This is a genomic window from Chelatococcus sp. CO-6 (assembly GCF_001271345.1).
GTDB lineage: Bacteria > Pseudomonadota > Alphaproteobacteria > Rhizobiales > Beijerinckiaceae > Chelatococcus_A > Chelatococcus_A caeni.
The window spans coordinates 3,608,187-3,628,669 of the sequence record NZ_CP012398.1 but is presented as its reverse complement, the minus strand read 5'-3'; the positions used below and the strand labels follow the sequence as shown (position 1 = coordinate 3,628,669).

Sequence of the window (20,483 nt, the reverse complement as noted above, 5' to 3'; positions counted from 1 at the left end):
TTCTCCGTTTGACGCTCTTTTGCGCAGCGACCGGGCCCCTGTCAAACCATGGGGTTCCTTGCCCCTCGCCCGCCGAGGCTTTAAAGCCCTCGGCGATCTTCTGCTCCACCACCAGGGTGTCTCGATGCGCGTCGCAATGATCGGTTCCGGCTATGTCGGCCTCGTCTCCGGTGCCTGTTTCGCCGATTTCGGCCATGTGGTGACCTGCGTCGACAAGGACCCGGCCAAGATCGAGGCCCTGACGCGGGGCGACATCCCGATCTTCGAGCCGGGGCTCGACGATCTCGTCGCCACCAATGTCAAGGAAGGGCGCCTGTCCTTCGCCACCGACCTGACGGAAGCCGTGCGCTCGGCCGACGCCGTCTTCATCGCGGTCGGCACGCCCTCGCGGCGCGGCGACGGCCACGCCGACCTCTCCTACGTCTACCAGGCGGCGCGCGAGATCGCGAAGGTCATGGACGGCTATACCGTGATCGTCACCAAGTCGACGGTACCGGTCGGCACGGGCGACGAGGTGGAGCGCATCGTGCGCGAGACGCGGCCGGACGCCGATTTCGCCGTCGTCTCCAACCCGGAATTCCTGCGCGAGGGCGCGGCCATCGCCGATTTCAAGCGGCCCGACCGCATCGTCATCGGCACCGATGACGAACGCGCCCGCAAGGTGATGGCCGAGGTCTACCGCCCGCTCTACCTCAACCAGGCGCCGATCCTCTATACCGGCCGGCGCACGGCGGAGCTGACGAAATACGCGGCCAACGCCTTCCTCGCCACCAAGATCACCTTCATCAACGAGATCGCGGACCTGTGCGAGAAGGTGGGCGCCAACGTGCAGGAGGTGGCGCGCGGCATCGGCCTCGACAACCGCATCGGCGGCAAGTTCCTGCATGCCGGGCCGGGCTACGGCGGCTCGTGCTTCCCCAAGGACACGCTCGCGCTCATCAAGACGGCGCAGGACGCGGATTCGCCCATGCGCATCGTCGAGACGGTCGCGGCCGTCAACGACCAGCGCAAGCGCGCCATGGCGCGCAAGGTGATCGCGGCCTGCGGCGGCTCGGTGCGCGGCAAGACCGTGGCCGTGCTCGGCCTCACCTTCAAGCCCAACACCGACGACATGCGCGAGGCGCCGGCGCTGTCGATCATCACTGCGCTGCAGGACGGCGGGGCGGCGATCCGCGCCTACGATCCCGAGGGCATGGAGCAGGCGCAAGGCCTGCTCGACCGCGTCACCTATTGCGACAGCGCCTATGACTGCGTCCAAGGCGCGGATGCGCTCGTCATCGTCACGGAATGGAACGCCTTCCGCGCGCTCGACCTCGACCGGGTCAAGGGACTGATGAAGGCGCCCGTCGTCGTCGACCTGCGCAACATCTACCGCGCCGGCGAGATGGCCCGCCGCGGCTTCCTCTATGTCAGCGTCGGCCGGCCCGACGGGGCGGCGGATGCCGACGGGATGATGTGACGGTGCCCTCCTCCGCCTTGCGATCCTCGCCACGGGTGGCATAGTCGCGCCCTGACGATCGGACAGCCGGCAGGAGCGACGATGCAGACCTATCAGGGCGGATGCCACTGCGGCACGGTGCGCTACGAGGCGACGACGGATCTCGAGACCGTCGTCTCCTGCAATTGCTCGCATTGCAGCAAGCGCGGCCTCCTGCCGACCTTCGTCACGCCGGACCGGTTCCGGCTCCTCTCCGGCGAGGATGCGCTCGAGGACTACCAGTTCAACCGCAAGGTCATCCATCACCTGCGCTGCCGCCACTGCGGCATCGAATCCTTCGCGCGCGGCAAGGCGCCCGACGGCAGCGAGATGGTGGCCGTCAACGCGCGCTGCCTGGACGGCATCGATGTCGGCAGCCTGAAGCTGACGCCGTTCAACGGGCGGGATTTCTGAACCTCGGCGAAGGCCGCGAGGCGCTGGGGATCGAGGGCCCCCGACGAACGGAGGCCTCGTCATGGCCGGGCTCGTCCCGGCCATCCACGCGTTCGATCCTGCTCAGCTTTCGAGACATGGATGCCCGCGACAGGCGCGGGCATGACCGCTGTGAAGCAGGACTGGCCCTCAATGCACCTCGGTGCAATGGGCGATGAGCCGGTCGACGAAGGCGCCGCAGGCCTCGAGCTGGGCGATCTCGATATACTCGTCCGGCTTGTGTGCCTCGCCGATGGAGCCCGGCCCGATGACCACGGACGGCACGCCGGCGACCGCCTGGAAGAGGCCGGCCTCGGTGCCGTAGGCCACCTTGCCGTGCTCGTTGCGGCCGGCAAGACGCTTGGCGAGCGTGACGACCTCGTCGCCCGGCGCCGTGTCGAGCCGCGGAAAGCCGGCGAAGACGTCGAAGTCGAAGCCGCTTTGCGGATCGACGGCCTGCATGGCCGGCTCCAGCTCGCGCCTCGCATAGGCCTCGATTTCCGCGACGACGGCATCGGGATCGTCGGCACCGATGGCGCGGATCTCGAAGACCATCTCGCTCTCGTCGGGGACGATGTTGAGCGCCGTGCCGCCCGCGAAGATGCCGACATGGGCGGTGGTGTAGGGCACGTCGTAGAGCGCATCGCGGGCGCCGCTCACGGCGAAGCGGTCGGCAATGGCGCGGATATGGGCGACGAGCCGGGCGCCCCACTCCACCGCATTGACGCCCTGCGGCGCGAGCGAGGAATGGCAGCCCTTGCCGCGCACGCGCACCTTCAGGCTGCGCTTGCCCTTGTGGCCGATGACCACGTTCATCGAGGTCGGCTCGCCGACGAAGCAGCCGAGCGGCTTGACCTCGGCCTTCGCCAGCTTCTCGACGATGCCGCGCACGCCGACGCAGCCCACCTCCTCGTCGTAGGAGAAGGCGAGATGGATGGGCCGGGCGAGCGCGGCCGCCTTCATCGCCGGCACCCGCGACAGGCAGACGGCGAGAAAGCCCTTCATGTCGCAGGCGCCGCGGCCGTAGGCCCGGCCATCCCGCACGACGAGAGCGAAGGGATCGTCCGTCCACTCCTGCCCGTCCACGGGCACGACGTCGGTATGACCGGAGAGAATGTAGCCCGCCTGCTCCGCCGGCCCGATGGTGGCCCAGAGGTTGGCCTTGGTGCCCGTCGCGTCGTAGATGCGCTCGCTCGCGATGCCATGGGAGGCGAGATAGTCCTCGACCCAGGCGATGAGATCGAGGTTGGAGTTGCGGCTCGTCGTGTCGAAGGCGACGAGGCGGGCGAGAATCTCGGGGATCGCGGGACTGGACATCATGAACTCCGGCAGGGGCCGCCTCAGCGCAGGGCGACCGTGAAGGGATCGTCCGGCTGCTCGGCACGGACGAGATCGACGAAGCGACGGGCGGCCGGCGGAGCAGCGCCCGTCGCGGGCAGGAGGAAGGCCATCTCGTAGGTGATTTCCGGCAGGAACGGCCTGTAGACGAAGCTCGGATCGTCGCTCAGGGACATGGGGAAGGGGTTGAGCACCGAGATGCCCGCCCTGCTGCGCACCATTTCCATGACGAAGGTCGAGGTCGTCGCCTCCGCGACGATGTTCGGCTCGATGCCGACATCGGTAAAAGCCCTGTCGAACAGCGCCCGCGCCGCGAAGCGCCGGGTGACGACGATGAGCGGCTCGCTGCCGATATCGACCGGGCGGACGACGGGAAGCCGCGCTAGCCGATGGTCCGGCCACATGATGCACTTGGCCTTCGAGCGGCGGAAAGGCTCGGCCCTGACCCCGAGGTGGGCGACCGGCGTCTCCAGCATGCCGATGCCCACATCGACGCTGCCGGCCGCCACCGCCGCGAGTACGTCTCCCCCGCGGCCGATCTCGACGACGACGCGCGTCTCGGGCTCCGCGGCCACGAAGCGGGCAAGGAGCGGCGCGAGGAAATGATGCGCGACGGTCGGGGCGGCGGAGATGCGCAGGAGGCTCTGCGCCCGCGGCGCCCGGGGCCAGTTCTCGAGCCGCGCGAGGCCGGCGAGGATCGGCGCCGCCTCCGCCTCCAGCGCGAGCGCATCGGCCGTCGGCACGAGGCGCCCGCCATCGCGCGAGAACAGCACCCGCCCGACCCGCTCCTCGAGGGCCGCAACGGCGCGGGAGACGGCGGGCTGGGAGATGCCGAGGCGCTGGCCGGCTGCGGTCGTCTTGCCGGTGGCGATCAGCGCGTGGAGCACCTCGAGCTCGCGCAGGCTCGGTCGCGATGATCGGCTTTCGCTATCCTCGGACGGCATAGTTCTATGCAATCTCGTTATTCTTTTTGGCGGTGACAATGCCAAGAATGAATAATAGCATCGGGCCCCAGATGAGCAAGCCACGTCGGCGGGGTGCTGCCGCTCCCCGCGCGTTTTCGTTATTGTGGTGCGCATCCACCCAGAGGAGAACGGGAATGAAGAAACTGAAACCCGCAGCCTATGCCCTGCTGCCGCTCGCCGTCGCCATGGCGCAGCCGGCCGCCGCGCAGGACACCAAGGAGCTGAAGGTCGGCGTCGCCTCCGAGGCGACCTCCATCGACCCGCACTTCCACAACGTCGGCCAGAACAACGCCCTGCGCCGCCACATCTTCGAATCCCTCATCGCCACCGACGCCAACCAGAAGCTGCTGCCGGCGCTCGCCGAATCGTGGAAGGCGGTCGACGACACGACGTGGGAGATCAAGCTCCGGCCGGACGTGAAGTTCTCGAACGGCGAGGCCTTCACGGCGCGGGACTACGTCTACACCATGTGCCGGGTGCCGCTGGTCGAGAACTCGCCCTCGTCGTTCACGGTATTCACGCGCGGCATCGAGTCGATCGAGACGCCGGATCCGCTGACCATCCGCGTCAAGACGGCGACGCCGCAGCCGCTCTTCCCCAACAACATGACGACGCTCGGCATCCTCTCCGCCGCCGTCTTCGGGGCGGGCGACGTCAAGTACGGCAAGGACGGCTGCGAGAACATGGGCACGCCGCCGAAGTCTTCGGACTTCAACGACCCGGCGAAGGCCGTGGGCACCGGCCCGTTCAAGCTGAAGGAATATACGCGCGGCACGCATATCATCCTCGAGGCCAACGAGGGCTACTGGGGCGAGAAGCCCGTATGGCAGCGCGTCGTCATGCGGCCGATCACCAGCGCCGGCCCGCGCGTCGCGGCCCTGCTCGCCGGCGACGTCGACATGATCGAGAACCCGCCGATCCAGGACTTCGACAAGATCAAGGGTGCCGGCTTCACCCTCGTCGAGGGCCTGTCGAACCGCATCATCTACATCCACCTCGACCAGTTCGAGGACAAGACGCCGGGCGTGAAGGGCACGGACAAGAACCCCTTCAAGGACGTGCGCGTGCGTGAGGCCCTGTCGAAGGCCATCAACCGCGAGGCCATCGTCGAGCGCATCATGGGCGGCGTCGCCCAGGCCGCCGGCGAGCTGCTGCCCTACCCGCTCTTCGGCACCACGAAGGATGCGAAGCCCGTCGCCTACGATCCTGAGGCGTCGAAGAAGCTGCTCGCCGAGGCCGGCTACCCGAACGGCTTCGAACTGACCATCGGCACGCCGAACGACCGCTACATCAATGACGAGAAGGTGGCGCAGGCGGTGGCGCAGATGTTCACGCGCGTCGGGATCAAGACCAACATCGACGCCATGACGGCCTCGACCTTCTTCTCCCGCCGCAACAAGCACGAGTTCTCGGCGTACCTCGCCGGCTGGGGCGCGGATTCGGGCGAGATGTCCAACTCCCTCAACGCCCTCGTCGTAACGCCGAACAAGGACACGGGCGGCGGCCACACCAACCGCGGCCGCTATTCCAACGCGGAGGTCGACGCCCTCGTGATGGAGGCGCAGCGCACCATCGACGACGCCAAGCGCGAGGAGCTGCTGCAGAAGGCGTCCAAGATCGCCATGGACGACTACGCCCTCCTGCCGCTGCACTTCGAGGTGACGCCCTGGGCGTTCAAGAAGACGCTGAGCTACACCCCGCGCGTCGACCAGTATACGCTGGTGACCGAGGTCAAGCCGGCGCAGTAACATCGGCCGTACGAGGCTGATGACCGGACCCGACCGGCGAGCCATCGCTTGCCGGCCGGGCACCGCTTTTTTGCAAGGTCAACGACAATGCTCGTCTACGTCATCCGACGCCTGGGCCAGGCGGCACTCGTGCTGGCCGTCATGGCGACGCTCGTGTTCATCGCCGTCTATGCGGTGGGCGATCCCGTCGCCATCCTCGCGAGCCCCCAGGCGGACCAGCAGGAGCTGGAGGCGATCACGCAGCGCCTTGGTCTCGACAGGCCGCTCTACGAGCAATACGGCCTCTTCGTCTGGAACGCGCTGCACGGCGACCTCGGCCGCTCCTTCGTCTACAACGAGCCGGCGCTGACGCTGATCCTCAACCGCCTGCCGGCGACGCTGGAATTGGCGCTGACCGCCCTCGTCATCGCCGTCTTCATCGGCATCCCGCTCGGCCTCTATGCCGGCCTCAAGCCGCAATCGCTCGGCGGCCATTCCATCATGGCCGGCTCGATCCTCGGCTTCAGCCTGCCGAACTTCTGGCAGGGGCTGATGCTAGTGCTGCTGTTCTCCGTCATGCTCGGCTGGTTCCCGGCCGGCGGGCGCGGCACGACGCGCGAGCTCCTCGGCGTGCCGGTGAGCTTCCTCACCCTCGACGGGCTCTCCCATCTCATCCTGCCGGCGCTCAACCTCGCCCTCTACAAGATGGCGCTCGTCATCCGCCTCACCCGCGCCGGCACGCGCGAGGTGATGCTGCAGGACTACATCCGCTTCGCCCGCGCCAAGGGCCTGTCCCAGTCGCGCGTCATCGGCGTGCACGTCTTGAAGAACATCCTCATCCCGGTCGTCACGGTGCTCGGCCTCGAGCTCGGCTCGATGATCGCCTTCGCCGTCGTCACCGAGACCGTCTTCGCCTATCCCGGCATCGGCAAGCTGCTCATCGACTCCATCGGGCGGCTCGACCGGCCGGTGATCGTCGCCTACCTCATGCTCACCGTCGTGATGTTCGTGATCATCAACCTCATCGTCGATCTCATCTACGCCGCCATCGACCCGCGCGTGCGCCTCGAGGAGGCCAAGGCATGAGCGAACAGGCCGCCACCCCCGCGCCCGCAGCCGCCGCCCGCCCGACCGACAAGGGCGAGAGCCTGCTGCTGCGCCACGTCGCCGCCTTCTTCGAGAGCCCGCTCGCCGTCATCGGCCTTGCCGGCCTCGTTGTGCTGGTCATCCTGGCGCTCGCGGCGTCCTTCATCGCGCCGCAGAACCCCTACGACCTCGCGCAGCTCGACATCATGGACGGCACCCTGCCGCCGAGATCGGAGAGCCTTGCCGGCTACACCTACTGGCTCGGCACGGACGAGCAGGGCCGCGACCTGCTGTCGGCCATCCTCTACGGCCTCAGGATCTCGCTCGGCGTCGGCGCCATCTCCGTCGTCATCGCCTGCGCCGTCGGCGCCTCGGTCGGCGTCATCGCCGCCTATGCCGGCGGGCGCGTCGACAATTTCGTCATGCGCGTCGTCGACCTGCAGCTCTCCTTCCCGGCCATCCTCGTCGCCCTCGTGCTGCTCGCCGTCTTCGGGCGCGGCGTCGACAAGGTGATCATCGCCCTCGTCATCGTGCAATGGGCCTATTACGCGCGCACGGTGCGCGGCTCGGCCCTCGTCGAGCGGCGGCGCGACTATATCGAGGCGGCGCGCTGCCTCGCCCTGCCGAAGAACCGCATCGTCTTCCGCCATCTCCTGCCCAACTGCCTGCCGCCGCTGATCGTGGTGGCGACGGTGCAGGTGGCGCATGCGATCGCGCTCGAATCCACCTTGTCGTTCCTCGGCGTCGGCGTCCCGGTGACGGAGCCGTCTCTCGGCATGCTCATCGCCAAGGGCTACGACTATCTCCTGTCCGGCAAGTACTGGATCTCGACCTTCCCCGGCATCGCCCTCGTCGCCGCCATCGTCGCCATCAACCTCGTCGGCGACCGGCTGCGCGATGTCCTGAACCCGAGGCTGTCGCGATGAGCCAACCCGTCCTTTCCGTCCGCGACCTCGTCGTGGAGTTCTCGGCCCGCGAGGGGGTGCTCACCGCCGTCAACGGCGTCAGCTTCGATGTCCATGCCGGCGAGGTGCTCGGGCTCGTCGGCGAATCCGGCTCCGGCAAGTCGGTCACCGGCCTTGCCGTGCTCGGCCTCATCGACGCGCCGGGACGCATCGCCTCGGGCGCCATCCTCCTCAACGGCGAAGACCTGACGAAGAAGAGCGAGGCCGAGCTGCGCCGCCTGCGCGGCCGCAATATCGCGATGATCTTCCAGGACCCGATGACGACGCTGAACCCGGTCCTGCGCGTCGACACGCAGATGATCGAGGCCATCCGCGCCCATGAGAAGGTGTCGGAGCGGGCCGCGCGGGATCGCGCCCGCGACGCACTCGCCAAGGTCGGCATCCCCTCCCCGGAGGAGCGGCTCGTCTCCTATCCGCACCAGTTCTCCGGTGGCATGCGCCAGCGCGTCGCCATCGCCATCGCGCTGCTGCACCGCCCGGCCGTCCTCGTCGCCGACGAGCCGACGACGGCGCTCGACGTCACCATCCAGGCGCAGATCCTCTCCGAGGTGCAGCAGCTTGCCGCCGAGAGCGGCACGGCGCTCGTCTGGATCACGCACGACCTGTCCGTCGTCGCCGGCCTCGCCGACCGCGTCGCCGTCATGTACGCCGGGCGCATCGTCGAGGAGGGCCACGTCGCCGACGTGCTCGAGCGGCCGGCCCATCCCTATACCAACGGCCTCATCGGCTCCGTGCCGAGCCGCAACAAGCGCGGCGAGCCGCTGGCGCAGATCCCCGGCATGACGCCCTCTCTCGCCAGCCTGCCGCCGGGATGCGCCTTCGCGCCGCGCTGCCCGCGGGCGGATGCCGTCTGCAAGAACCCGCCCGGCGTGACGCATGCGGGCGATGCCCGCGCCTTCCGCTGCTTCCATCCCCTCATTCCCGTGGAGGCCGCCGCGTGACCGCCGCCCCCATCCTCGCGCTCGACGGCGTCTCCAAGCGCTTCGTCCGGAAGCTCGACGCCGCCGAGAAGATCGCCAACCTCTTCGGCGCGCGGCGCCATGAGCAGGTGGTGCATGCCGTCGACGGCATCGACCTTGCCATCGCCCCGGGCGAGGTCGTCGGCCTCGTCGGCGAATCCGGCTGCGGCAAGTCCACCCTCGGGCGCGTCGTCGCCGGCATCCTCGACCCGAGCGCCGGCAGCGTCTCCTACGAGGGCGCGGATGTCGCGAAGCTCTCGGGCGCGGCGCGGCGCAAGGTGGACCTCGCGGTGCAGATGGTCTTCCAGGACCCGATGGCCTCGCTCAACCCGCGCCTGCGCGTCATCGACATCATCGGCGAGGCGCCGGTGGTGCACGGCCTCGTCTCGCGCGCCGAGGTCGAGGACTACGTCTGCGACGTGATGACCCGCGTCGGCCTCGACCCCGCCACGCGCCGGCGCTATCCGCACCAGTTCTCGGGTGGTCAGCGCGCGCGCATCGGCATCGCCCGGGCGCTCGCGGTAAAGCCCAAGGTGATCGTCTGCGATGAATCGACCGCGGCGCTCGACGTGTCGATCCAGGCGCAGGTGCTCAACCTCTTCATGAAGCTCAGGGAGGAACTCTCCCTCACCTATCTCTTCGTCAGCCACGACCTCGGCGTCGTCGAGCACATCGCCGATCGCGTCGCCGTGATGTATCTCGGCCGCATCGTCGAGCTCGCGCCGGCGGAGGAGCTGTTCCGCACGCCGAACCACCCCTATACGCGGGCGCTGCTCGAGGAGGTGCCGCGGCTCGAGCCGAAGAAGAAGACCTTCTCGGCGCTGAAGGGCGAGCTGCCCTCGCCGCTGTCGCCGCCCAGCGGCTGCCATTTCCACCCGCGCTGCCCCTATGCCTTCGACCGCTGCCGCACGGAGCGGCCGGCGCTCAAGCCCATCGGGCCGGGGCGCGTGTCCGCCTGCCATCTCAACGACAAGGCGGCGTGAAGGTGACGACAGGGCGCAGCGTCGTGCTCGGCGACCGGCGCATCGCGCTCGCCGACGACCAGCCCACCTTCTGGGAGCGCGTTGCCGCCGACAACTGGGAGCCCGGCACCCGCCGCCTCATCGACACGCTCGTCGACGCCTCAACGCTCTTCGTCGACCTCGGCGCCTGGGTCGGGCCGACGACGCTGCAGGCGGCCGCGCGCGGCGCGCGCGTGGTGGCGGTCGAGGCCGATCCCGCCGCGCTCGACCAGCTCGGCCGCAACCTCGCCGTCAATCCCGAGCTGGCCGCGCGCGTCACGGTGGTGCCGAAGGCGATCCATCCGGACGGTGGCACCGTCACCTTCGGTGCCCGGCGCAAGCCCGGCGATTCCATGTCGAGCCTGCTGCTCGCCGGCGCCGATACCACCTGGCAGGCCGAGGCCCTGACGCCCGCCGCGCTCGCGGAGCGGCTGCCGCCCTCCCCCCGCCGCGTCATCAAGATCGACCTCGAAGGGGCCGAGTACGCGCTCCTGCCGGCCATCGCCCCCCTCGTGGCGCACGCGAACGTCGCCGTCATCGCCTCCTTCCACCCCCGCGTGCTCGCGGAGAGCGGCGAAACCGACGTTGCCGGCGCAACGCGCCGGGCGCTCGCCGCCTTCGCCGGCTGGCGCGCCCACAGGGTGACGGAGGCCGGCGCCGCGACCGAGGCACAGGATGTCGCCGGCATCGACGCCGTGGCGCACGACGAGTGGCTCCTCGTCAGATCGTGACGGTGAGGATATCGCCGATCGTCTCGCGGCGGTCGGCGATCCAGACGGCGATGGTCTCACTGCGGCCGCGCACCGGGACCTGACGGAAGTCGCCGCCCGGGCATTCGATGCCGGCAGCCTTCAGCGTGTCCTCCGACGTGACGAGGAGGCAGCGGAACTCCTTCGTCATCTCCTCCAGCCGGCTCGCCGTGTTGACGGTATCGCCGAGGGCCGTCAGCTCGCGCTCGCCGCCGCGGCGCATGCCGCCGACGCGGCCGAGCACGGCCGGGCCGGTGTGGATGCCGAGCCCCATGCGCAGCGGTGCCGGCACGAGGCCGGCGAATTCGGCGTTGAGATCTTCAAGCGCGGCCAGCATCTCGCCGGCCGAGGCAAGGGCGGCGCGGGCACCGGCGTCGCGCTCCGGCCGGGTGCCGAAGAGGGCCATGATGCCGTCGCCGAGGAACTTGTCGACGGTGCCGCCGTGCCGCTCGATGACCGCGGTCATCGCCTCGAAATAGGAATTGAGCAGGAAGACGGTATCGTAGGGATACATCCCCTCCGCGAGCGAGGTGAAGCCGCGCAGGTCGGCGAAGAGCACGGTGATGCGCCGCTCGACGCCCCAGCGATAGGGATCGCGCTGGCCGGCGTCGGCGCCCTCGGCCGGCACCAGAAGATGGACGCCGAGATCGGCCGTCGGCCTGATCTGGCAGGCGAGCCGCACGTCGGGCGGCGCGTCGATGCGGGCGAGCACCGTCTCCTCCAGGGTGCCGCGCGGCGGCAGCGTCTCGCCGCCGGCCGTGACGAGGACACGGCAGGTGGTGCAGCGCCCTCGCCCGCCGCAGATCGAGACATGCGGCACGCCGTTCATGCGGCTGATCTCGAGCAGGGTCGGCCCGGGCCTTGCCCGCACCCGCCGCCCGCCGCCGTAGCTGATCCTGACCTTGGCCCTGAGGCGCGTCGCCACCCGCACGGCGATGAGGCCGAGCCCCACGGCACCCAGGAAGGCGAAGACGAGATGGTTTCCGGCCTGCGCGAACCACTCCGCCAAGGCTGCGGCTTCCTCGCTCGGCCAGCGTGGTACCTGCCTGCCGCGCTCCAGCAGCTCCAATCGGCGGGCGGCCTCGATCCAGCCGGCGAGTGCGAGCAGGGGCAGCGCCGTGGCGATGGAAAGGAGCCACGGCGCTGCCGCCGGGAACCACGCCTTCGGCCGCAGCCAGTGGTAGAGGCCGATCGAGGCATGGCCCCAGACGATGACGACGAGCAGCGACTGGCTGACGGCACCATCCGGCCACAGCCGCCGCAGCACCGGCTCGTAGAAGTCGTCCACCCCGGCAGCGACATGCATGCCGCGGGTGCCGAGAATGTGCCCGACGAGCAGCACAGGAATGGCGAAGCCGAGGCCGATCTGCAGGGCGTCGTTCAACGGCATGCGCCAGGTGCGGCGGCGGAAGAGCGCGCGGACGCCGAGGGCGATGTGCACGGCAAAGGCGCCGTAGAGCAGGATGGTGCCCGGCGGTGATCGCCAGAGCGCCCAGCGCCACGTCTGCACGACGTCCATCACCGCGATGCTGACGAGCCCGAGGGCGTGGTTGAGGAAGTGCAGGAGGACGAAGGCGAAGAGGACGAGCCCGGAGGCCAGGCGCAGACGCGCGAGCGACGGCAGCAGGCGCCGCCCGCTTCCCCGGCCCCTCCCCGTGCCCCGGTCCACGCCCTTGCCGGTGCTCTCGCCCCTTGCAACCTCGGCCGCGGTCACGCGCTTCCCTCCGCAGCGGCGCGATCCATGACGGCGAGATCGACCGGCCCCGCCACGCCCTCGACGGCAACGCCCGGCACCAGCCGGAAGGCAGCCGCCGCGGCGAACCCCTCGGCCTCGGCCCTGGCGAGCGTCGCCGCATCCGTGACCGCGCACGTGCAGCCGATCTTGTTGTGCTTCTCGAGCTTGGCGGCCAGGTTCACGGGCTCGCCGATCACGGTGTACTCCAGCCGGCCGTCGTTGCCGACGGTGCCGAACAGGACGCGGCCGGAGACCACCGCAAAGCCGACGTCGACCTTGCGCCCGCCGGCCGCGGCGAAGGCATGGCTGAAGCGCGCCGCCTCGTCGGCCAGGGCGAGGACCGCCCGCAGCGCATCGGCCGTCGGGGTCGGCGAGACACCCGTGCAGCCGAAGGTGGCCAGGATGCCGTCGCCGAGGAACTTGTCGATCGCCCCGCCGTGCGAGGCGATGATCGCGCCCATGCGCTGCTGGTAGGCAATGAGCAGGCGCATCACCTCGTCCGGCGGATGGTCGGCGACGAAGCGGGTGAAGCCGCGGATGTCGGCGACGAGCACCGCCGCCTCGACCATCTCGCCACGCCCGGGGGCGAGCGCGTCCCCGCTCGTGATGCGCCGGGCGATGGTGGGGTCGAAGAAACGGGACAGCTCCGCCGTCGCGGAAAGGCCGAGCGCGGCCGTCAGCAACTGGCGACGGCCGCGTGCGATGGCGATGGCAAGGACGCCGGTGAAGAGCAGGATGGCGACGATCTTCTCCACCTCGGCGCCGAGGAGGATGCTGTTCGAGGTCATGTAGGTGACGAAGTCGCGCGTCACCGCGGGGGCGTCCACATCCGCGCCGGCCGCATCGAAGGCATAGGCCGTCATCCCCGCCCAGCCGACAGCGGCGACGACGCCCGCGAAGATGACGAGGCGCGGCTCGAAGCGCAGCGCCCTGATGGCGATGAAGAGGAAGACCAGGAGGAAGGTCGGCGCCTTGAGATAGAAGGCCGCCGGCTGCTGGTACTGCAGGTGGAAGGACCAGATGAGGCCGTAGAGCAGCGCGAAGTCGATGACCGTGAAGGCGGGCACCAGCCAGCCGCGCATCCGCCCGCGGCGGGCGAGCGCGACGCGGACGAGGCCCAGAACGAGGAAGATGCCGCCGACGACGGGCACGGGCCGGAAGGCGCCGAGGGCGTCGAGCGCCTTGGGCGAGACGGCGTAGAGCACGTTGAAGAAGACGGCGATGGCCACGACGAGCCAGGCCGAGAGCACCTCGGCCTCGCGCGTTTCGCCGTCGACGATGCGCTGCGCGCGCTCCGGCAGGCGCCCGAAGGCGCCGAGCGCGCCGAGCCGTCGCCCCGCGGAACGCGTGCTGGCTGTGCCCAGATCACCGACGGCCATGCGTTCGACCCGCCAATTGCCCTCGCCGCGTCCATATTAGCGCCGGCGGATGCCGAGGCGAACGGCCGGCGCCTTCAGGAATTGCTCTGCGCGAGGCGCGCGTTGGTGCGCTCCAGCCGCTTGGCGAGCTCCCGCATGACGGCGATGGACATCTGCGGGAACTGGTTGAGCAATTCGAGAAAAACCCTCTTGTCGATGCGCAGCGCGACGATCGGCACCGCCGCCGTCACCGTCGCCGAGCGCGGCGTGTCGGACAGGATGCCCATCTCGCCGACGATGTCGTTGCGGGCGAGCTCCGCGACCTTCAGCGGCCCGGACGGCGTGTCGAGCGTCACGTCCGCCTGGCCGTCGAGGATGACATAGGCGGCGTCGGCCGCATCCCCCTGCCGGAAGAACGGCTGGCCGGCGGAAAAATGCACCCGCTCGCCGGTGAAGGCGAGGAGCTTGAGCCGCGCGGGATCGATGTCCCGGAACATCGGCACCTGCCGCAGCGATTGAACTTCCGAATCAAGCGTCATCCATGTCCCCCTGCAACATTGGCCGCGGCGGCATCGGCGTCCTCTCCCTCGGGCCCGGTCGCCGGGCGCCGCCGAAGCTCCGCCCGCGCCCCGTCGAAGGCGATGAGCGCATCGAACCCCTCGGCCTGCCCCTCGTCCCGCAGCACCGCGACGAAGCAGCGGTTCTCGAAGGCGGCGAGCAGGCCTTCGCGGATATGCCGCGCCTGTTCCTCACCATAGGCCGCAAGACCGCCGTCGAGAACGAATATGTCAGGTTTCTTGACGAGACAGCGCACCAGATTGACGCCGGCACGCTGATGCGGCGCGAGAAGCCGCCCGCCGGGCCCCACCTGGAAGCCGAGCCCCACCTTCTCCACCTCCTCGCGCAGGCCGAGCTCGTCGACGACGGCGCTGACCACGCGCATGACGCGCGACTGGGCATCGGCGATGCCGTGCGCGATGCGGCCGAAGAGCAGGTTCTCGCGCAGGGGCGCGGCGTCGCACACCAGCTCGGGGTCGTAGAGATCGAGCTGGCGCGCCCAGATGGAGCCGTCGAGCTCCTTACGGAAGATGACGCGCGCCGCGACGATGGCCTGCCTGAGCCGATCGTCGAGCAGGCCGAGGCGGTGGCGCGGCTCGATGTAATCGAGCGCGAGCGCGAGGAGCCGCGAGCGGTCCTCCCCGTTGAGGGCCTTGAGGCCCTTGGCCGCGACGCGGCGCAGGATGTCCTCGAACTCCGGCAGTTCGTCGGCGTCGATGAAGGAGAACTGCTCGAAGAGCGGATGGCCGGGCGGCAGGTCGCGGAAGATCTCGGTCATCGTCTCGGTGATGCGCGCGCCGATGGCGACGAGGTCGTCCATCAGCGCCCCGCGGTCGAGCGCCTTGCGCACCACCGGATTGACGGCCCGCCCCCGCCCCGTGAAGGCCGGCCCGACGGCGACGCCGAACAGGAGGTTCTCGCCGATGCTGGCCTGCGCGTTGTAGCGGCCGGGATCGAACGGCTCGACGAGGTTCTCGAGGCCCTGCTCGGCGAGCGTGCTGCGCAGCCGGTGGCGGGCCTCGACGACCTTCTCCGCGAGGTCGGGCATGCGCTGGCTGGACACCCGGCCGAGCAGGCCGAAGCGGTAGACGTCCTCGCGCATGCCGATCCTGCCGAGGGCCCCGAGCAGCACGCCGTCGAGACCGTCGGCATCCTCGACGTCCAGGCGCTCGTAGTCTATCCACTCGTCCTCGAGCCGGTCGACGGGATTGCCCGTGCGCTCGGCCTCCATGCGCCGCCGGCGCGCCTGCGGCCCCTCGTCGGGAAGACGCCTGACGGGCCGGTTGCGCAGGCCATAGATGAGGTTTTCCCTCAGCGATCCGGGAAACAGGGCCGGCTCCGGCCCCGCATAGGCGAGGTGGCGGCCGAGCTGGCCCTCGGGAATGCGCCCGAGGTCGCGCCCGCCGATCGTGACGCGCCCGGCATATTCGTCGTGCCGGCGGGCGAGCACCCGCGCGAGCGTGCTCGGCCCCGGACCGCCGTTGCCGATGAGCGCGATCCGCACCGGGAAGGGCAGTTCGAAGGAGAACTCCTCGACGAGCGGCGAGCCGTGAGGATCAGCGACGCGCAGCCGCTCGGCGGCGATGGGGCCCGCGAGCGGCCCGTCCTCCTTCTCCCGCGCCGCGAAGACGTCGAGCGGCACGAGCTTGTCGGGCAAGAACTGCTGGATGATCTGGTCGTACTTGATCTGCACGTCGAGGCGCTGCTGGTCCCAGTCGATCAGCTCCTTCAGCGGCGGCGGCAGGTCGCGGTAGGCGCCGATGACGGCGACCAGCTGACCGATGTCCAGCTGGCCCTTGAGCGCGAGATAACCGCCGATGGCATAGAACAGGAAGGGCGTGATCTGCGCGAGAAGGTTGTTGATGAACTTGACCATGAACTTCCACTTGTAGATGCGGAAGCGCAGGTCGAAGAGATGATGGAGCCGGTCGCCGATCTCCGCCTTTTCCCAGGCGGTGGCGTCGTGGACGTGCACGGCCTCCATGCCGTCGACGATCTCGGCGATGCGCCCGGCGAGCTTGCGCGAGGCGATCTGCCGCTCCTTGCCGAGGCGCAGCTGAACCCGCCGCATGCGCGGGATGATGACGAACTGCACCCCCACCACGGCCGCGGCGAGAAGGCCGAGCCAGATGTTCTGGATGAGGATGAAGGCCATCGCCGTCGCGGCCTGGGTGCCGAGGAACAGCGGCTGGACGAAGGCATCGCCGATGAAGCCGCCGATGGGCTCGACCTCGTCCTTGATGATGGTCGCCGTCTCGGATGACTTCACCGTGCGCAGGGTCGAGGGGGTGAAGCGCAGCGTCGTCGCGAAGAGGTCGAATCGCAGCCGGCGCAGCATCCGCTCGCCGAGCGCCCCCTTGGCGACGTTGATCACATATTTGAAGGCGCCGTTGATGAGAACGAGGGTGAGGAACAGCGTCGACAGGCCGAAGAGCAGGCCAAGCTGATCGACCGAGAATCCCTCGAACAGCTCGACCGTGCCCCCTCCCATGAGGCGCGGCAGGTCGAAGGAGATGATGAAGAAACGGACCTCGCCGTTGCCCTCCGTGAAGGCACCGCCCTGAATCGCCTCGTTGACGATGCGCTTCGGCAGCTCCAGCGACCAGAAATAGAATGGCAAGGAGGCGATGACGACCGCGAAGATCGCGAGCTGTTCACGCTTGGAAAATCGCCAAATGTAGCGAAACAGGCTCTTGTCCAAGCCTTTCTCCTTGATTCAAGGCGCGGGCGTTGCCACTGTCCGCGACATAGGCCCATGGTGGGCATCTGTCGAGGACGGGGACGCGCGCCCGGCTGCATGCTAAAAGAAAGAGATGAGGGCGCAAACGGCCCTTGTCCCCCATGGCCACATTAATCGAGACTGATCAGGAGGCTGCCGATGCGGGCAGCAGAGACGGGCACCTTGTCGCTGAACCCCGGGCAAGATGGGTACAGCCCGCATGCCGATCAAGACGGCCAGCACGCGCGTGTCCTCATCTACAGCCATGACACGTTCGGCCTGGGGCATCTGAGGCGCTCGCGCGCCATCGCCAATGCGCTCGTCGCCGAGCGGCCGGGCGTGTCCGTGGTCATCATCTCGGGCTCACCCGTCATCGGCAATTTCGAGTTCGGCTCGGGCGTCGACTACGTGCGCGTGCCCGGCGTCGTGAAGCAGCCGGACGGGGACTACCGCAGCCTCAATCTGCATGTGCATCTCGAGGATGCCATCGGCCTGCGCAGCGCCATCATCGAGCAGACGGCCCGCACCTTCCGGCCGGACCTCGTCATCGTGGACAAGGAGCCGACGGGGTTCCGCGGCGAGATCGTGCCGGCGCTGGAGCGCCTGCAGGGCACGGGCGCGCGCATCGTGCTCGGCGTGCGCGACGTGATGGACGAGCCCGCCCTCCTCGTGCCGGAGTGGGAGCGCAAGGGCGCCGCCGAGGTGCTGGAGCGCTACTACGACGAGGTGTGGGTCTACGGCCTGCGCGAGATCTACGAGCCGCTGGCGGCGCTGCCGCTCGGCGAGCACATCGCCGAGCGCATCACCTACACCGGCTACCTGCGCCGCAGCGTGCCGCAGGAGCCCGGCCTGACGCGCTATCCCAAGATGACGAAAGGCCCTTTCGTGCTCGTCACGACGGGCGGTGGCGGCGACGGGGACGACCTCATCGACTGGGCGATCTCCGCCTATGAGAGCTCCACGCCGCCGGATATCCCGGCGGTTGTCGTCTTCGGCCCCTTCATCAACCGTGACACCCGGCGCGGCTTCATGGAGCGCATCGCCCGCAACCCGAAGCTCGACGCCATCGCCTTCGACACCAAGCTCGAGGTGCTGATGAGCCGCGCCACGGCCGTCGTCGCCATGGGCGGCTACAACACGTTCTGCGAGGTGTTGTCGCTCGACAAGCCGACGCTGATCGTGCCGCGCACCAGCCCGCGGCTCGAGCAATATATCCGCGCCGTCGAGGCCGAGCGGCTCGGCCTCGTCAACGTGCTCGTCCACGAGGACGGCCATCGCGACCCCGACCGCATGGCGCGCGCCATCGACCGGCTTGTCGCACAGAAGAGGCCGTCGGAGGTGACGGTGCCGGGCCTTCTCGACGGGCTCGACGTCATCCAGCAGCGCTTCTCCTCCTGGCTGGAGCGGCGCGCCGCGCGAGCCATGACGCAGGCCGCCGAATAAGCCCAGATGACGATGTCCGGTTCTCCTCACGGCGCCTTGCCGCCGGCGCGCATCGCCATCGTGGTGAAGGGCTATCCGCGCCTGTCCGAGACCTTCATCGCCCAGGAGATCCTCGGGCTCGAGCAGCGCGGCCTCAGCCTCGCGATCTGGTCCCTGCGCCACCCGACCGAGCGCGTCAGCCATCCGATGCACCGGCAGATCGCGGCGCCCGTCGCCTACCTGCCCGAATATCTCTACCAGGAGCCGCTCCGGGTCCTGCGCGGGGCCCTCGCCGCCCTCGCCAATCCCCGGCTCGGCCAGCTCCTCACCGCCTTCTGGCGCGACCTGAAGCGCGACTTCACGCCCAACCGCGGCCGGCGCCTCGGGCAGGCGCTCGTCATGGCCCGTGAACTGCCGGCCGACATCCGCCATCTCCATGTCCACTACCTGCACACGCCCGCCTCGGTCGTGCGCTATGCGAGCCTGCTCCGCGGCCTCTCCTTCAGCTTCTCGGCCCATGCCAAGGACATCTGGACAACGCCGGAGTGGGAGAAGCGCGAGAAGATCGCCGAGAGCAGCTGGGGCGTCACGTGCACCGAGACGGGACACCGGCACCTCGCCGCGCTCGCGCCGGACAGCGGGCGTGTCCGCCTCGTCTACCACGGGCTCGACCTCTCGCGCTTTCCCGCCCCGCCGGCCGAACGCCCGACGCGCGACGGCAGCGATGCGGCCGACCCTGTGCGGATCATCTCCGTCGGGCGGGCGGTGGCGAAGAAGGGCTACGACGATCTCCTCACCGCCCTCGCCGCGCTGCCGGAGGGGCTCCACTGGCGCTTCGCCCATATCGGCGGCGGCGAGATGCTCGCGAATCTCAAGCAGCAGGCGGCGGCCAAGGGAATCGCCGACAAGGTCATCTTCCTCGGCGCCAAGGCGCAACCCGACGTGATCAACCTCATGCGCGAGGCCGACATCTTCGTGCTGCCGGCCAAGGAGGCGAAGAGCGGCGACCGCGACGGGCTGCCCAACGTCGTCATGGAAGCGGCGAGCCAGGGCCTTGCCGTCATCGCCACCGACTTTTCCGGCATTCCCGAATTCATCCGCCACGACCGCGAAGGCTGGCTGACGCCGCCGGGCGACTGGGAGGCGCTCGCCAACGCCCTCAACCTGCTCGCGCGCGACCCTGAGGCGCGCCATCGGCTGGGGGCGGCCGCCTTCAACCGCCTGCGCGACGACTTCTCGGCCGATGGCGGCATCGACCAGGTCGCGGCGCTCCTGCGCACGAGCCTCGGCGAGAAGCCTGCCGAGGTCCCCGTCGCCGAGGAGGAGGCGCGGCCGTGAGCGGCGGGCCCGTGGCCTTCTACGCTCCGCTCAAGGCGCCGGACGATGCGACGCCGTCCGGCGACCGCCGCATGGCGCAGCTCCTTCTCGCAGCGCTGGAACGGGCCGGCTACGGGCCGGAAATCGCCTGTCGCCTCAGAACCTTCGACGGGGCGGGTGACAAGAAGATTCAAGAGCGACTGCGGGCCGAGGGCGAGCGCGAGGCGGAGCGGCTCATCGCCGAATATGGAACACGTCCCCCCGCCGCGCGGCCGCGCGCGTGGTTCACCTACCACGTCTATTACAAGGCGCCCGATTGGACCGGGCCGCGCGTGGCCGCGGCACTCGGCATCCCCTATGTCGTCGCGGAAGGCTCACGAGCGGCCAAGCGCGCCGGCGGGCCGTGGGCGCTGGGGCACGAGGGGGCCGAGCGTGCCCTCGACGCCGCGCGCCTCATCTTCGTCATGACGCAGAACGACCGGCCGTCGCTCGAGGCCGCCCGCCCCGCAGGACAGGATCTGGTCGACCTGCCGCCGTTCGTCGGAACAGATTCCCTCCCCCTTGTGGGGGAGGGTTAGGGAGCGGGGTGGCGCAGCCTGGAGAACCGCCATCTTCCGGCAGCCCCCCCACCCCTAACCCCTCCCCACAAGGGGGAGGGGAACAGATCCGCCTGCT

17 protein-coding genes are annotated in these 20,483 nt (G+C 69.5%); 11 read left to right on the top strand and 6 right to left on the bottom strand.

The genetic code is table 11. The features are described 5' to 3' along the window. Positions 1-124: 124 nt before the first annotated feature. Positions 125-1,459, top strand: a complete 1,335-nt coding sequence (locus AL346_RS17040) for a UDP-glucose/GDP-mannose dehydrogenase family protein (protein WP_026014981.1) — start codon at positions 125-127, stop codon at positions 1,457-1,459. Positions 1,460-1,540: 81 nt separating this feature from the next. Further along, complete coding sequence (locus AL346_RS17035; RefSeq protein WP_019401276.1) at positions 1,541-1,891, top strand: GFA family protein; 351 nt, start codon at positions 1,541-1,543, stop codon at positions 1,889-1,891. A 168-nt stretch (positions 1,892-2,059) separates the two neighbouring features. On the opposite strand, the gene argE is transcribed toward AL346_RS17035, so the two are convergent. Together argE and AL346_RS17025 are read right to left on the bottom strand one after the other, a co-directional pair. Further along, positions 2,060-3,229, bottom strand: coding sequence for an acetylornithine deacetylase (gene argE / locus AL346_RS17030; protein ID WP_019401277.1), 1,170 nt, complete (start codon positions 3,227-3,229; stop codon positions 2,060-2,062). Positions 3,230-3,249: 20 nt separating this feature from the next. Further along, the gene (locus AL346_RS17025; RefSeq protein ID WP_019401278.1) at positions 3,250-4,191 is read right to left on the bottom strand and encodes a LysR family transcriptional regulator; all 942 of its coding nucleotides are present in this window, start codon (positions 4,189-4,191) and stop codon (positions 3,250-3,252) included. A 155-nt stretch (positions 4,192-4,346) separates the two neighbouring features. Here AL346_RS17025 and AL346_RS17020 point away from each other — a divergent pair, with 155 nt between their 5' ends. The 6 genes from AL346_RS17020 to AL346_RS16995 all read left to right on the top strand — a co-directional run bounded on the left by AL346_RS17020 (position 4,347) and on the right by AL346_RS16995 (position 10,681). Continuing rightward, a complete protein-coding gene (locus AL346_RS17020) occupies positions 4,347-5,960 on the top strand; it encodes an ABC transporter substrate-binding protein (protein WP_019401279.1) in 1,614 nt (537 codons plus the stop codon). A gap of 87 nt (positions 5,961-6,047) precedes the next feature. Beyond that, positions 6,048-7,025, top strand: a complete 978-nt coding sequence (locus AL346_RS17015) for an ABC transporter permease (protein WP_019401280.1) — start codon at positions 6,048-6,050, stop codon at positions 7,023-7,025. Further along, complete coding sequence (locus AL346_RS17010; protein ID WP_019401281.1) at positions 7,022-7,951, top strand: ABC transporter permease; 930 nt, start codon at positions 7,022-7,024, stop codon at positions 7,949-7,951. Before AL346_RS17015 ends, AL346_RS17010 begins: the two co-directional genes overlap by 4 nt. Further along, positions 7,948-8,931: an ABC transporter ATP-binding protein gene (locus tag AL346_RS17005; protein ID WP_019401282.1), complete on the top strand. Its 984-nt coding sequence runs from the start codon at positions 7,948-7,950 to the stop codon at positions 8,929-8,931. The genes AL346_RS17010 and AL346_RS17005 overlap by 4 nt, the downstream gene beginning before the upstream one ends. Beyond that, on the top strand, positions 8,928-9,932 hold the full coding sequence (locus tag AL346_RS17000) for an ABC transporter ATP-binding protein (protein ID WP_156332790.1): 1,005 nt from the start codon (positions 8,928-8,930) through the stop codon (positions 9,930-9,932). The genes AL346_RS17005 and AL346_RS17000 overlap by 4 nt, the downstream gene beginning before the upstream one ends. Further along, positions 9,929-10,681, top strand: a complete 753-nt coding sequence (locus AL346_RS16995) for an FkbM family methyltransferase (protein WP_019401284.1) — start codon at positions 9,929-9,931, stop codon at positions 10,679-10,681. Before AL346_RS17000 ends, AL346_RS16995 begins: the two co-directional genes overlap by 4 nt. Here the strand turns inward: AL346_RS16995 and AL346_RS16990 are convergent. The 4 genes from AL346_RS16990 to AL346_RS16975 form a co-directional block, all read right to left on the bottom strand. Continuing rightward, positions 10,671-12,413 carry an adenylate/guanylate cyclase domain-containing protein gene (locus AL346_RS16990; RefSeq protein ID WP_019401285.1) on the bottom strand — a complete coding sequence of 581 codons (1,743 nt, stop codon included), beginning with the start codon at positions 12,411-12,413 and terminating at the stop codon, positions 10,671-10,673. The two genes, AL346_RS16995 and AL346_RS16990, sit on opposite strands and share 11 nt — an antisense overlap. Then, complete coding sequence (locus tag AL346_RS16985) at positions 12,410-13,813, bottom strand: adenylate/guanylate cyclase domain-containing protein (RefSeq protein WP_019401286.1); 1,404 nt, start codon at positions 13,811-13,813, stop codon at positions 12,410-12,412. The genes AL346_RS16990 and AL346_RS16985 overlap by 4 nt, the downstream gene beginning before the upstream one ends. 74 nt (positions 13,814-13,887) lie before the next feature. Further along, positions 13,888-14,331: a Crp/Fnr family transcriptional regulator gene (locus AL346_RS16980; protein WP_019401287.1), complete on the bottom strand. Its 444-nt coding sequence runs from the start codon at positions 14,329-14,331 to the stop codon at positions 13,888-13,890. Next, complete coding sequence (locus AL346_RS16975) at positions 14,328-17,051, bottom strand: ABC transporter ATP-binding protein/permease (protein ID WP_019401288.1); 2,724 nt, start codon at positions 17,049-17,051, stop codon at positions 14,328-14,330. The genes AL346_RS16980 and AL346_RS16975 overlap by 4 nt, the downstream gene beginning before the upstream one ends. 177 nt (positions 17,052-17,228) lie before the next feature. On the opposite strand from AL346_RS16975, the gene AL346_RS16970 reads away from it, so the two are divergent. From AL346_RS16970 to AL346_RS25680, 3 genes are read left to right on the top strand one after another with little or no spacing between them, the layout of a single operon-like run. Continuing rightward, a complete protein-coding gene (locus tag AL346_RS16970; RefSeq protein WP_019401289.1) occupies positions 17,229-18,512 on the top strand; it encodes a glycosyltransferase family protein in 1,284 nt (427 codons plus the stop codon). A 6-nt stretch (positions 18,513-18,518) separates the two neighbouring features. After that, the gene (locus tag AL346_RS16965) at positions 18,519-19,829 is read left to right on the top strand and encodes a glycosyltransferase family 4 protein (protein WP_245258856.1); all 1,311 of its coding nucleotides are present in this window, start codon (positions 18,519-18,521) and stop codon (positions 19,827-19,829) included. Beyond that, on the top strand, positions 19,826-20,386 hold the full coding sequence (locus AL346_RS25680) for a hypothetical protein (protein ID WP_245303211.1): 561 nt from the start codon (positions 19,826-19,828) through the stop codon (positions 20,384-20,386). Before AL346_RS16965 ends, AL346_RS25680 begins: the two co-directional genes overlap by 4 nt. The last annotated feature ends 97 nt before the right edge of the window (positions 20,387-20,483 follow it).